The sequence below is a fragment of the Rhizobium tumorigenes genome, from assembly GCF_003240565.2.
In the GTDB taxonomy this organism is placed as follows: Bacteria; Pseudomonadota; Alphaproteobacteria; order Rhizobiales; family Rhizobiaceae; genus Rhizobium; species Rhizobium tumorigenes.
In genome coordinates this window covers 378,246-391,609 of sequence record NZ_CP117257.1, presented here as the reverse complement: position 1 = coordinate 391,609, position 13,364 = coordinate 378,246, and the positions used below count along the sequence as shown (strand labels likewise).

The window sequence follows — 13,364 nt, the reverse complement described above, 5'->3', positions numbered from 1 at the left end:
CGATGAAGCCATTGAAGATGTTGCCCAGACATGCCCTGTCCCTGCTCATGGCGGTGGTTCCCTGCGGCAGTGTTTTTGCGCAGGTCCCCGTCATCGACGAGGCGACCCTGTCCCAGGCAACGAAGACCGCGTCGAACACCGCGCAGATCATGTCGTCGAACAGCGACATCCTGCAGACCGTAAACAGGACACTTGCGGCGGTCACCGGAAACCGGTCGACCAGCGAGATCGCCGGTGCGGCCCTTGGCTCCGGGTTTTCGATCGGCAATGCGCCCGATTTTTCCTCATTGCTCAGCGGTCAGATGTCCTGGGGCAATCTTGGTTCCTTCGGCAATACGGCCGCAACGATCCTGAACGGTCTCAATCTCGTCAGGTCCTTGTCGGGCGAGATGGCAAGCGCAAATTTGACGCGCGGCGACAAGGTCTATCAGGGGTTGGTGAACACGGCGACAGCGCTGACGGCGTCGATTGCCGGAACGCAGACCAGTGCACAACAGCGATCGTCCGCGTTTCAGGCTGTCCAGGGACAAATCGGATCGGCACCCGACATCAAGGGCTCCATCGATCAAAACTCGCAAGTGCAGACCCAAACCGCACAAACCGTCAACGAGCTCGTCGGAGCTGTCAACGCCGGAAACGCTGCTCTGAATGCCGAACAGATGCGCCAGCTGGCAGCGGAGGCGGCAACATCTGCATTCATGACCTACCACCCGAATGAGGTCTCCTTCGTTGGGCAGTGAAGATGAGATGATAACGCGGGTGGGCCAAACCGTTTGCCTTGCGCTCGTGGTTGCGACCTTTACCGCATTGCCCGGATGTGCTGGCCATAAGGAACTCAAGGCGCCGTGCTCGGCGGGGATAGGCTCCATCCTATTCTCGCAGGCTTATGCCGGCGGCATCGACGATCATTGCGGGCCGATGGTTCGTCAGCGCGGCGTCGTCGGAAACGATGATCGCAGCGGTGTGACCATGCTTTGAGCGGCGCGAGAGCATGAACCCGTTCGACATTCTGTTCGGCAAGATCGACAGCATGGGCGTCAGCGCCGTGCAGTCCATGTACACGACGCTTGCCGGCTATCTCGGGCCATTGTTCCTGGCCGGGCTTACCGTCTATGTCGTCTGGTGGGGCTATGAGATGCTGTTCGGTCGCGCCCAGATGACCGCCGGCACGTTCGTCTGGCGATTTGGTCGGGCGTTCATCTGCTACAGCCTGATCGTGTCATGGGCCACCTATCAGCCGCTGATCGTCAAGCCCTTGCTGGAAGCGCCGGATGGGATGGCGACGATTGTTTGCCAGTCGACCGGCGGCAGCGATTGCGGCGGGGACGGCAGTTCGGGATCGTCTGTGACGCAGGGTCTGACCGACATCTGGAACAGCGGGATTGCCGTCGTCAAGACCATGGTGGATGCCGGTGGTATCACGGCCGTTGGCATGTACATCCTTGCCATCGTCGTGCTTGCGGTCGTTTGTATTTTATGCGCGATCGCCGTCACGCTGCTGATGATCGGGAAGATGACCATGTTCATCCTGCTGGCGATCGGGCCAATCGTTCTGTGTTGCGCGCTGTTCAATCTGACGTCGCGGGTGGTGGATGGCTGGATTGCCAGTCTTGCGGGTTACGCGCTTCTGCCAATCATCGTCTATGTGATCCTCGGATTTATGTTGACGCTGCTGAAGGCCAGGGTGGATGCGCTGACTGCCGATGCCAGTGCGGCCAACATGACAACGCTGGCTCCCTTCATGCTGATGTCGATCGTAACGGCCTTCCTCTTGACCCATGCGATCTCGATCGCGCTGGCGATTGCCGGCGGGGGACCCAGAATTGACGCCCTCGGTGCGGCGGCGGCGGCAACGACCGTGAGGCTCGGTTGGAGAGCGGCTGCCATGTCCGGACAAGGCATCGCAAAGGCTGGCGGATATCTGTTCAACCAGCGGCCCGGTGCGCCGGCGACGATCGGCGATGGTGATCCCGCAGCAGCCCAGGTGCGAGCTGCCGCCGCCAACGCCCGCAAATAAGCATCCTGGAGAGACATGAATGGGTAAAAACGACAATGGGGTGGGGGCGCTAGACGCGTCAGAGGGAGGGATTGATCCCCGCTATTATAGCGAGGGAGAACGATGGGAGCGCTCGGTCTATCGGTCAGTCGCAATGTCTCGCGGTGTCTGGAGGACAGTCGCGGTGCTGCTCGGTATAGCCTTGGCAACGTCGATCGGTCTGCTCTGGATGCTGCTGCCGCTCAAAACCTTCGATGTCGTCGTCCTCGAGGTCGACAAGACAACGGGCTATGTGGAAGTCAGCCGACCGCTGCAGGAGCGTGGTGATCTTACGCAAAACGAAGCGGTAACGCGGGCCAATATCGTACGCTTCATCCGCGCTCGCGAAACCTACGATCCAAAGGGATTGCGGGACAATTTCGACCTAGCATCGCTCTATTCGACCGGAAAAGCATCCGCCGATCTCGCAAATACCTATTCCAGCGCGAACCTCAACAACCCTGTCAAAGTCTACGGACCCAACACCGAAATCACCGTGTTCGTCAAAAGTGTCATCTTCCTCAACGACAACACGGCCGCCGTCCGCTTTTCGACGACACGCTCCGGCACGTCAGGGCCTACTGTCACGGACCATTGGGTCGCCAATGTCCGCTTCAAATATACGTCCGAGCCGATGCGCAACGACTGGCGCTTCGACAATCCCCTCGGTTTCCAGGTGACCGAGTATAGGCGCGACCAGGAGACAGTCACTGTGGGGGAGGAGGCCCAGTGAGGACACGGCATCTTCTTATCGGCAGTATCGCTGCGATCACCATGCTCGCGCGCCCACCTGTCGTTTTGGCGGAAGTGCAGCCGCAATCCGTCAGGGCAGACGCACGCATTCGTACCGTGCCTTTCCAGAAGGACAACGTCGTCTATCTCGCCGGCATGATGGGTGTGTCGACGATGATCGTCTTTAATGACGACGAACAGATCGCAACGGTCGCCATGGGCGATAGCCTGGCCTGGCAGGCCGTCCCGGATCAATCCAAGCGCTTCCTGTTCATCAAGCCGCTTCAGCCCGACGCACAGACCAACATGAACGTCGTGACGTCGAAGCGGGTCTACACCTTCTTCCTCAACGGCGCCAAACCCGGCAACACCAAAGCTGCGGTCATTAAGCTGCGTTTTTCCTATCCGGACGACACCATGGACGCCAACCTCTTGGCCGCCGCCCGACAGAATGCCGCCATGCCCAACATTCGGGCGGCTTTGGCAAACCCTGGCCGCATAAATTATGATTATGGATATAAAGGTGCTGTCGATGCCAGGCCGACGTCAATTTTTGACGATGGCACGAAGACGTTTTTCCAATTCAGTGGTGAAGTCCCGGCGTTCTTTGCCGTCAAGTCCGATGGCAGGGAGTCTCTTGTGAACTACCGACGCGAGGGCGACTACATCGTCATCGACAAGGTGGCGCGCCAATGGACCCTGCGATCAGGCAGTGTCGCGACCTGTGTGTTCAACCTGCAGCCCCCGATCGGCACGCCGCCACCGCAAGAAAGCAAATGGTCAGACGGTCAGCCGCAGGAGATCAGCCATGGCCATTGATTTCGAAGAAGAGGCGCGCATTACCGAGACTGTTGCGCGGTCCCCCGATGCGAGGAGAGGCAGGCTGATGCCGGTGCTTCTCGCCTCCGTTGCCCTGGTAGTCCTTGCCTATGCCGGCTATGTTAGCATCATCAAGCCAGATAGAGCGAAGAAGACGGATACCAACGAGGCATTCAAGACGGCGAGCCACGCCGCGCATCTCAACTTCGACACGGAGAATTCGCCACCAGCACCCACCGACAACAGGCTGGTCCTTGCGCCACCACCGCCACCCGCACCTGCGGTCGTCCAGCCACCTCCTATTGCCGCCCCTATCGTCGCGCCGCCGGTTATAGACGAGGCGGCGGCACGGCGAGCCGCTGATGAGGCCGAGCGGGCAAAGAAACAAGAGGAGTTGCGCCAGGCGCGGCTGCGCTCGAACATGCTGGTCGTCGACCAATCTACCAGGGGAGATAGTGGCACGTCTGCTGCTGGCATCTCATCTGCGCAAAGCGGCGGTAACAGCGCAAGTGCCGACGAGGACCCGAACCGCAGGTTCGCGCAGGCGGTCGGGTCCGAAGACGTCGCGACAGTGACAGCCTCAAGCAATGATCGCATCGACGCTTTGATCCCGCAGGGAACATTGATCCGTGGGGTGCTCGAAACGGCAATCCAGTCCGACCTTCCCGGCATGGTCAGAGCCGTTATCTCGACCGATGTCTATTCCTTCGATGGCCGGCGGATCCTGCTGCCGAAGGGAACCATGCTGACGGGCGAATATAGAAGCGGTATGGCGCGCGGCCAGACGCGGGTGCTGGTCGTCTGGACGCGGGCGCTGCGCAGTGACGGAACGTCCGTTGCACTCGGGTCCTATGGAACGGACGACCTTGGACGTTCGGGGCTCGCGGGCTTCGTCGACAAGCACTACCTCGAGCGCTTTGGTGCGGCAGCCGTGCTTAGCATGGTCGGAGGCGTCTCCTCCTTTGTTGCAGGCCTGAACAGCGACGGGTCCAGCAGTTCCGCCTCTTCCTCATCAGGCTCAAACGCGCAGAGCCAGGCGCAACAAACCCTGTCCCAGACCATGGCAGAGATGGCCAACATGGCGCTGAAGGATTCAATCAGCATACCGCCGACGATCTATGTCGACCAGGGAACCGAGATCATGGTGTTCGTGCGCAAGGATCTCGATTTCTCCTCGCTCTATCCCGATCCGGTCCGGCAAGCCGTCAATGACCTTCGCCGCGCGCAGATACGGCATTTGGTCGCAAAGCCCGGCCCGTGACGTGATAGAGCCTCAACCGCCGCAGGGCGAACGCTCGAAGTCCTTGTGGGACAGCTTGCCCATTTATGTCAGGCAGACTGCTCAACCCATTCGCCGCTGGCTGGAGGATCCAGCCGTGATCGAAATCATGTGCAATCGCCCAGGAGAAATCTGGATCGAGAGCCTCGACAGCCGTCATATGAGCCGACACGACGTGCCTGCGCTCGATGCGAAGGCGATTACCGCGCTGGCGCAGATGATTGCAGGAACGACACAGCAAAGCGTCAACGAGGGGACCCCGCTTCTGTCAGCTGCCATGCCCCATGGCGAGCGCTTCCAGGCAGTGCTTTCTCCCGTGGCCGTCATGGGCGGAGCCTTTGCCATCCGCAAACAGGTGATCCGCGACATGACGCTCGACGACTATCTCGCGCTTGGCGGTCTCGATAGTATCCAGGTGAGCGGGGTCGGAGTACCTGATGCCGAGGGTTTGAGCGATCTCGAACACGAGTTGGTCGCGCGCCTGGTGGACCCGTCGCCGCCAGCACGGCGTGAGTGGCTCCGTTTCGCTGTCGAAAATCGCGTCACGATGTTGATTTCCGGGGGTACCTCGAGCGGCAAGACCACATTTTTCAACGGGCTGTTGAAGGACGTGCCGGCGTGGGAGCGGCTGATATCGATCGAGGATACGCGCGAGCTCAAACCCTCCCAGCCGAACTATCTGGCGCTGGTGACCTCAAAGGGTGGACAGGGCAGGGCCCGCACCACCATCCAGGAGTGCCTCGAGGCGGCACTTCGCCTGCGGCCTGACCGCATCTTCATGGGCGAGATCCGCGGCGCCGAGGCCTTCAGCTTCCTGCAGGCCGTCAACACCGGGCATCCAGGCTCCATCTCGACGCTGCATGCCGACAATCCGCGTGGCGCCTATGAGCGCCTGGCGATGGCGACCATGCAGGCAGGCCTTGCCCTGACCAAGGTGGAGCTGATGGAGTTCGTACGCTTCGTCGTGCCGATCGTCATCCAGGTGGCTCGCGATCCCATCACTATGAAGCGCGGCGTTCGCGAGATTTACTTCAGCAAATGGAGCGGTCGATGAGACGCTTCGAGAAGGCGGTAGTGCTCGTCGCAGGTCCGGTCGTGGGTGTCGGGGCCGCCTTCTACGCCTGGTCTGCCAGCTACGCCGCAGCCTCGTATTTCTCCCTGAGAAGCTCGGCAATGTGGAAGAGCTTTGCCGGCGGCGACGTGCTGATGCCGATAAGACAAGCCTGGGTCTATTTTGGCAATCCTGTTGTCACCAAGCTGATGTCATTCGCGACGATGTCGACGCTAGCCTTGAGTGCGGTCGTCACTGTCGGGATAACGCTCGCAATCAAGCGACCCTGGCAAGTCCGGCCACCCGCCGACGGCTCCCGCTTTGCAACGCTGAATGATCTGGAGCGCGCGGGGCTAGTGGGCGGCGTGCCTGGCAGGTCCGTCCTGCTCGGCACCTTCGGCAAGGGTAGCTTGGCGGTGGACGTCCGCTATAGCGGCGAAAGCCACTTCTTCGTCAACGGGCCCTCTCGCTCTGGCAAGGGCCGCGGCTTCGTCATGCCGAACCTGCTCGAATACGAGGGATCGGTCGTAGTGCTCGACGTCAAGCTCGAGAACTACACGCTGACCGGACCGGCGCGTCTGGCCATGGGACAACAGTGCTTTGTTTTTGCGCCGGGATCGACTCGTTCGCATCGCTGGAACCCGCTGGACTTCGTCCGTGGATGGCCTGAGCGCTCGACGGATCTGGTCAATCTGGCGGCCAGCCTCTTGCCGATCGGCGACAGGGAGGAGGCCTATTGGAAACAGACCGCACGAGGACTGCTCGCAGGCGCTCTCGGCTATGTGCTGGAGTCCCGCACAATGGAGGGCAGGCGAAACTTACGCTCCGTGCTGCGGCTCTTCTCGACCGGCCGTCCGTTCTCGGACGTGCTGAAAGATATCATCGACAAAGAACCGAAGCTCGATCAGTTTATTCTCGGCAGTTTTCGCCAGCACCTTTCGCGTGACGAGGAACAACGGCCCTCGTTCGAGAGTCACGTGACAACGGCACTGGCCGCCTTCAACAACCTTTTGATGGCCGAGGCCTGTTCAGCAAGCGATTTCGACATCCGCGGCCTGCGTCGCAAGCCGTTCTCGCTGTTCATTGCGGCCCCTGTGTCGGACTTCGCGACGGTCGAGCCGATCATCCGGCTTTTGATCCAGCAAATCCACGATGTGATGCTGCGATCGCTCCCGGCACCCGATGAACCGCATAAGATCCTGATGATGCTTGACGAGTTTTACCAGTTCGAGCGGTTGCCGGAGATCGTCAAACGCGCTCCCCTGGTTGCGGGCTACGGACTAACGATCGCCCTCGTCGCCCAGAACATTCCACAAATCGATGAGCGTTACGGACAGCAGACCCGAAATGCGCTGCTCGGCAACATGGACGTGAAGCTCAGTATCGCTGTTGGCGACGACGCTACCGCCAAGATCGTCTCCGACAACCTTGGCCGCAAATATGTGGAACGTGAAGGCTGGGGAAGGCAGACAGGGCTTCTGTTCGGAAAGCAGGCTTCAAGCGGCCGGTTTGAATTGGTGCCGCTGATGGATCCCGGCTCGGTTCAGCGGCTGGATGATGACCATACGATCTTGCAGGTGCGCAGCGGCTATGGCGCCATTCTCAACAAGCTCAACTTTTACAGCGATGTGCGGTTCGTCGCGCGACGGCGGGACGTCGCAGGATGGAAGAGCAAGCTTGTGATCCCAGAGATCAGGATCCACGCAGAGTGGCCGCTGTTTACGCCTCAGCCGCCGGCGCAGGTCGTGGAATTACCTGCTGCAAACGCCGAGCAGCGGGAACCCGTGGGGGTTGACCACGAGATGGTCGTGCTGGAGCACGCGAGCGCCGTATTCGTCGAACCCGCGCTGCTCATGCATGTCTTTCGATCGGCGGTATCGGCCCTGGACGACCAGCCGGCGGCCGATCTCTTGTTTTGGCTGAGAACAGCACCTCATACGATCGGAAAACTCAAGGGTGGGAGAGGGCGCTTGGGCGGTCAGGACAGACGCATGAGGAAGCAGGCACTGGCGTCGGTCTGGCCACTGCGCAATGCGATCTCTGAGGCGCGCTGGGCTGTCATCGCAGCCCGACTTTCCGAAACGGCGGAGCATGGCTTGTTTTTTACGCCCGGCGGCAATTCGTCTGAGGCGAGTGACATCGAGGTCGACGAGGGAGAGGACGAGGCCAACCGTCTGCAGGTGGGGTTTTCATCGGCCCAAGAGGTCGTCGCCCAGGTTGCGGGCATTGCGGAGGCCGCCACTAGCAGCAAGCAGGTGAACGATCCGAACGCGCTTGCGGTCGCGCTGACCAGTTTCAAAGGCGCATTGGACCATTCGATGACGGAATTTGAGGAAGAAAACCGGCTGCCTGTTTTCTGAACTGCAGTGGGGCCGGTAGCGGCCGTCCGTCTGATAGAACCTTCCTAGCGGATTCGGCGGCTGAGACCGAGGTTGATCAGGCGACCAACACCGAAGCCTGCAAGTATCAGATAAATTCGATAGAGCTCAGCTCGAAGCAGATCGTGAAAGTGGCGGTCAACGCTTCTGCGATAAATATGGGGAACGAGGAACCCAGTCGTCAGAGCCGTGATTGCTAGCCACACCATCGCCATGCGGCCTTCCCTAACCAGCGATTTGATCTTTGATGGCCGGAATTTGAACGAAGCAACTAACTCAGCGTTGCTCAAAAAAGTGCTCATGCAAGCAGCCCTCGAAAAATGCTACCTCATTCAGAGTCCATATGCGAGATTAACGGCTCATGAATGTCGGCTATCAGATCTTGAACTGCTTCCGCTGTCTTCCCTTTGCCGACATCTGAGTACATGATAGGCGCGATTATTGCTTTTGCAGCTCCACAGGATCACGCATTTTGAAAAAAGCTCTGGTTGTCATTGATATGCAGATGTACGCGCAAGACCGCCTCGATCGCGGGCGGGATCATGTCAATGGCGTGCTGCCGTCAAGATCGCCGCTTTGGCTGCAAAATTTCGTGAGAACGGTGATACGGTAATCCATGTTCATCATGGCGACCTCAATCCGGCATCGCCTATGCACCCAGGCGCACCAGCACAACGGATGATACCGGGCCTCGAACCCCTTCTTGGGGAACCGGTTTTTGTCAAAAGCACATCATCGCCCTTTGCATCGACCGACATGGAAAACTATCTCCGGGACAATCGCATCGACACTCTTGTCGTCACGGGTGCCGTTGCAGGTTACTGTGTTAACACGACCGTTCGAGTTGGCTCGGATCTTGGGTTCAGTATGATCGTGGTCCGTGATGCCGTCGTGGGCTTCGACCTTCCCGATGAAAATCTGTCTGCTCGCGTGATTTTTGATGTCTCCATGGCCCATCTCAAATCCGATTTCGCCAATGTTGTCGACAGCCCCGAAATCATAACACCCCTTGAATGACCGCAATTGGCGCAGAGCTGCCAACATGTTGGGCGGCTGTCGGCCTGAAGCGCCACTCGACCCAGCGCCCTCAGTTGCGATAAGGTCGAACAACAACCTACAACGGACGTAACGGATGGCCTACGGAGTCAGTGTTAAAAGCTGCAACGCCACGGCGGTTGAAATCAGGAAGCTATGGGAGGAAGCGAGCATCTTCGAGCCTTCCGCCTCCATGCATGCGGATTCCGCTCTGAAGCCGGCCGCCATTCCAATCATTGACCGGCCACCGTTCCGATTTGAAGCCGGCCACCATTCCAATCAATAACCGGCCAGTTACCGGCACTCAAGTTCCCCTGGGTCAGCAACCTTGGCATGTGTCCCCTCGATATCCACGAGGGGAATTTAATGCCTGCAAAAAGAAAGCTGACCGTGCGACACATTCGATAAATGCTGCGGCTTGCGGGTAGCGGGACGAGTAGCCGCGAGATCGCGGTCATACTTGGCATTGCTCGCAGCACCGTGCAGGACAATTTGAAGCGGGCTGCGATGGCAGGGCTGAGTTGGCCGCTCGCCAGCGACCTGACAGACGATGTCCTTGAGGCCAAGCTTTTCGTCCACCCCGGCGTCAAGCAGGGCCAGCGATTGCGCCAAGAGCCCGATTGGGGCCCGCTTTCAATAGAGCTGAAGAAGCCAGGCGTTACGCTGCTTATCCTTTGGGAAGAATACCGCAGCATTCATCCAGATGGGTATGGATATAGCCGTTATGTTGCGGCCAAATTTATGTTGCGGCAGCAGGGAATGAGCCAAGGATTTCGGTGATTCCTTGGCCCAAGCCGTCACATAAGATAGTTGCCTACAATGCTTTCAGGAATGCCATCAATGACGGCAGGGATCGCTGCCGTGGGGTGCTTCTCAAGCCGCTGATATCAACCTTTTCCAACGCCTTGGCCTTCATCTCGAGATCCACCTCGGCGTAGATGTGCGTGGTATCCAACGACACATGGCCCAGCCAAGCGCGGATCGTGTTGATATCGACGCCTGCTCGCAGGAGATGGACAGCTGTCGTGTGCCGGATCGTATGGGGGCTGATGCGCTTCGTGGCCAATGTCGGCACGGTTTTGCTCGCCGTGGCAGCGTATTGCGTCACGACGCGGTGATTTCCGAACCTCGTCAGAGGCTCCTTCGTCCGACCCAGAAAGACCGCATCGCTCCTATCCCGATCGGCAATGAGTCGAGCCAGCGATATCGCCGTCGCTGGCCACAATGGGCAAATTCGTGTCTTGTTTCCTTTGCCGTGAAGGCGGACTGACGGAGACGTGCCCAACTGAAGATTGCCAATCGTCAATTTTGCGGCCTCATCCGCGCGAGCACCGCTGTTGTACAGGAATAGCAACAGAGCATGATCACGCGCGCCGATAGGCGTACGCCTGTCAGGTTGACCGAGAAGCGCATCCATCTCGGCCTTCTCGAGATACCCGATTGCGGCCTTCGCTGTCTTTTTGAATGGTATTGCCCTTATCTCGGAACACCACGCCAGATGAACCGGTGATCGCATGCCGACGAAGCGTGCCAGCGAATGAATGGTCGCCAGCCGTTGGTTACGGGTTGCCTCGCTGCATCGGCGATCACGTTCTAGATGGTCCAGGAATTTGCGGACGACTGCCGGCGTCAACTCCTCCACTGTCATACGTTCGATGGCGCAACTTCCTTTCTCACTCGCAAACGGCAACAGCAGTTTAAGTGTGTCGCGGTAGCTGGCTTGGGTGTTGCGGGAAAGATTGCGTTCGGCGACCAGATGCTCCAACAGGAAACGACGGATCCACGGACCAAGGAGGTTCTCATCCTTCATGGTCGGCCCCCATTGCATATTGCGCAAAGCGCTGGCTGGCTGCATCGAGGAGATCGGGCGTCATGTGCAAATAGCGCTGGGTCGAACGTATATCGATATGGCCAAGGTAGGTTGCGAGTTGCGGAAGCAACCTTTGCACGTCTTGACCGGAGCGATACCAGGCGACCACCCGGTGCACGGCGGCGGTGTGACGAATATCGTGCAGTCGTGGCGGCCGAAGCTCCCCGATAGGGCAACTGATTCCGGCGGCTCGACGGACATGCTGGAACCAGGAAATAACCCGCACGTAGTGCCACGGCCGGCCATCGCGCGTAGTGAACAACGGTGATTGTTCCCCACGCGGCAAAGGGAGAAGGCGCCGGCGTTCGATATGCGCAGACAGCTCGTAGTTGAGCTTTGGTCCGATCGGCACGAGACGCGTTTTGAAGAACTTCGTGTCGCGGACAGTGATGATCTGCTCGGTCAGGTCCACGTCTTGCAAGACCAAGCGAAGCGCCTCGCCGATGCGCATACCGCTACCGTAAAGCAGCAGGAGAAGGGTGCGATACATTGCCGGCACCTGAGGACTGTGCCCAAGCTTCAGGATAGAGGTCGCGTCCAGCAGCCGGCGCAGCTCTTCCGTCGAATAGACGTACGGCGTCTGTTGCGGCGGCAGCTTCGGCAATGATGTCGGCAGTGGCGAGAACGCCGGATAGTCGCGGCTGACGGCGAAGCGGTAAAGACCGCTCAACACCCTGTAACGCAGCATCCAGGTGGCGCTGAGCGATCCGCTGCCTTGGAGAAACGCGGCTACCGCCTCCGGGGTAATCTCGCTGATCTCGGGATTGCCCATCACGCGGCAGAATCTGCGCAACAGCACCTCGGCGGACTCGAAACGCATGCCCAATGACCGCTGCTTGGCCAGATACGCGTCGACAACATTGGACAGCATCATTGCAGCGCTCCCAAGTCGAATGCACCAACCTCGCGAAGGGCTGCCAAGTTCACCTTGGCGTAGATACTGGTCGTCGCCGCGCTGCGGTGCCCCAGATGGTCCCCGATCTCCTTTATCGACAGACCTTCGGCAAGAAGCCGAGAGGCGCAGGCATGCCGCAGTGCGTGCCCCCCGCGATGGGCCGCTTCGATTCCAAGCGCGACAAATCTGCGGTTCGCGACATCATAGATGCTTCCCGCCTTCAACGGCCGACGGGGCGCTTGCATGCATAGGAAGACTTCCGGGTGCGACGACGACGGCCGAACCGTGTCGATGTAGCGGGCAAGCGCCTCAGCAACAGACGAAACGAGAGGATAGATCTGCGGCTGGCGGCGCTTCAGACGGAAAAGCCCTAGGGTCCCACCGGCCCAGTCGATCCGATCGAGGCGCAATGCAACTATCTCGCCGCTCCGCATTCCATAGACCGCAAGCAGCAGCAGGATTGCACGATCGCGAATGTCCCGCGGCTTGTCGGTGTCGGCATCGGCCAACATGCGCTGCACGTCTGACCAGTTCGGGGCGTACGGCAGCGACTCCTCTCGGTAAAGCCGGGGACGATCGATCGATCCGGCCAGGTTGTTTGCGCATAATCCCCGCTTTCCGGCATAGCGCAGAAATACCCGCAGAGCAGAAGCAGTGGTGGCGACCGACACACGGGACCATCGTCCCGTTGCCTGGGACACAAAATAAGCGTCGATGTCGACCGCCTGAAGATCTCCGAGTTGCCGGTTCGTCTGATCGCACCAGCGCAGGAACCTGCCGATCACACGGATCCGTTGCTCAAGCGTCGATGGTGTGAAGCCGCGCTCATCGCGCATCCATCTCACATACTCTTCGAGTTGCCCCTGATACTCGAATCCGGTACTCGGTTCTCGCCACCAACCAAGAAATCGAAGCCAAGGACGTCCGATATCGACCACTCTTCGGGCGGCCGTGAGCGCTCCGTGCGCCTGTTGCCTCTCAATCGCAATCTGTCGGAGGACCTCGATGTCGATGCCCTCCGAAGGAGCATTCGGACCGAGGCGCGGGGCAATCCACAACAGCTCGTTGCGTTTGATTTTGAGAGAAGCGTGAGTGGCACCGCGTTCCGCGCAGTGGCGAAGATAACGGTTCCGCTCTTCGGCAAACGGCGCGTCATCATCATGATAGTGGGCCGCCGAGCGGCCGGCATCAGTCGTATGATCCATAGCAAACCTCCATTGGAAAGCTTGCTACCCAGTCATCGAGTTATGTTGCGTCAAGCCCCCCACGA

Annotated in this window: 14 protein-coding genes; 10 read left to right on the top strand and 4 right to left on the bottom strand. The window is 59.4% G+C overall.

Annotated elements, in window-relative coordinates:
- Positions 1-2: 2 nt before the first annotated feature.
- The 8 genes from PR017_RS23390 (at position 3) to PR017_RS23355 (ending at position 8,276) form a co-directional block, all read left to right on the top strand.
- On the top strand, positions 3-740 hold the full coding sequence (locus PR017_RS23390) for a type IV secretion system protein (RefSeq protein ID WP_240538798.1): 738 nt from the start codon (positions 3-5) through the stop codon (positions 738-740).
- Positions 741-759: 19 nt separating this feature from the next.
- Positions 760-978 carry a hypothetical protein gene (locus tag PR017_RS23385; RefSeq protein ID WP_224140398.1) on the top strand — a complete coding sequence of 73 codons (219 nt, stop codon included), beginning with the start codon at positions 760-762 and terminating at the stop codon, positions 976-978.
- Between the two features lie 13 nt (positions 979-991).
- Positions 992-2,017: a TrbL/VirB6 family protein gene (locus PR017_RS23380; RefSeq protein WP_240538799.1), complete on the top strand. Its 1,026-nt coding sequence runs from the start codon at positions 992-994 to the stop codon at positions 2,015-2,017.
- Positions 2,018-2,036: 19 nt separating this feature from the next.
- Positions 2,037-2,768 (top strand): VirB8 family type IV secretion system protein, encoded by a 732-nt coding sequence (locus tag PR017_RS23375; RefSeq protein ID WP_111215406.1) that lies wholly within the window; start codon positions 2,037-2,039, stop codon positions 2,766-2,768.
- 158 nt (positions 2,769-2,926) lie between these two features.
- The gene (locus PR017_RS23370) at positions 2,927-3,586 is read left to right on the top strand and encodes a TrbG/VirB9 family P-type conjugative transfer protein (RefSeq protein WP_240538802.1); all 660 of its coding nucleotides are present in this window, start codon (positions 2,927-2,929) and stop codon (positions 3,584-3,586) included.
- Entirely contained in the window at positions 3,576-4,847 is a 1,272-nt protein-coding gene (virB10, locus tag PR017_RS23365; protein WP_111215408.1) for a type IV secretion system protein VirB10, read from the top strand. Before PR017_RS23370 ends, virB10 begins: the two co-directional genes overlap by 11 nt.
- Positions 4,848-4,962: 115 nt before the next feature.
- Entirely contained in the window at positions 4,963-5,919 is a 957-nt protein-coding gene (gene virB11 / locus PR017_RS23360) for a P-type DNA transfer ATPase VirB11 (RefSeq protein ID WP_240538800.1), read from the top strand.
- Positions 5,916-8,276 carry a type IV secretory system conjugative DNA transfer family protein gene (locus PR017_RS23355; RefSeq protein ID WP_111215426.1) on the top strand — a complete coding sequence of 787 codons (2,361 nt, stop codon included), beginning with the start codon at positions 5,916-5,918 and terminating at the stop codon, positions 8,274-8,276. The genes virB11 and PR017_RS23355 overlap by 4 nt, the downstream gene beginning before the upstream one ends.
- 44 nt (positions 8,277-8,320) lie before the next feature.
- On the opposite strand, the gene PR017_RS23350 is transcribed toward PR017_RS23355, so the two are convergent.
- Positions 8,321-8,596, bottom strand: coding sequence for a hypothetical protein (locus tag PR017_RS23350; RefSeq protein ID WP_133255528.1), 276 nt, complete (start codon positions 8,594-8,596; stop codon positions 8,321-8,323).
- 274 nt (positions 8,597-8,870) lie between these two features.
- Here PR017_RS23350 and PR017_RS23345 point away from each other — a divergent pair, with 274 nt between their 5' ends.
- Entirely contained in the window at positions 8,871-9,311 is a 441-nt protein-coding gene (locus tag PR017_RS23345; RefSeq protein ID WP_240538801.1) for an isochorismatase family protein, read from the top strand.
- 426 nt (positions 9,312-9,737) lie between these two features.
- Positions 9,738-10,109, top strand: coding sequence for a hypothetical protein (locus PR017_RS23340; RefSeq protein ID WP_206423133.1), 372 nt, complete (start codon positions 9,738-9,740; stop codon positions 10,107-10,109).
- Positions 10,110-10,143: 34 nt separating this feature from the next.
- On the opposite strand, the gene PR017_RS23335 is transcribed toward PR017_RS23340, so the two are convergent.
- The 3 genes from PR017_RS23335 to PR017_RS23325 are packed head-to-tail and all read right to left on the bottom strand — an operon-like array spanning position 10,144 to position 13,299.
- Positions 10,144-11,139: a tyrosine-type recombinase/integrase gene (locus tag PR017_RS23335; RefSeq protein ID WP_111218327.1), complete on the bottom strand. Its 996-nt coding sequence runs from the start codon at positions 11,137-11,139 to the stop codon at positions 10,144-10,146.
- Positions 11,129-12,073 carry a tyrosine-type recombinase/integrase gene (locus PR017_RS23330; RefSeq protein ID WP_111218329.1) on the bottom strand — a complete coding sequence of 315 codons (945 nt, stop codon included), beginning with the start codon at positions 12,071-12,073 and terminating at the stop codon, positions 11,129-11,131. Before PR017_RS23330 ends, PR017_RS23335 begins: the two co-directional genes overlap by 11 nt.
- Complete coding sequence (locus PR017_RS23325; protein ID WP_278333133.1) at positions 12,070-13,299, bottom strand: tyrosine-type recombinase/integrase; 1,230 nt, start codon at positions 13,297-13,299, stop codon at positions 12,070-12,072. The genes PR017_RS23330 and PR017_RS23325 overlap by 4 nt, the downstream gene beginning before the upstream one ends.
- Positions 13,300-13,364 lie beyond the last annotated feature (65 nt).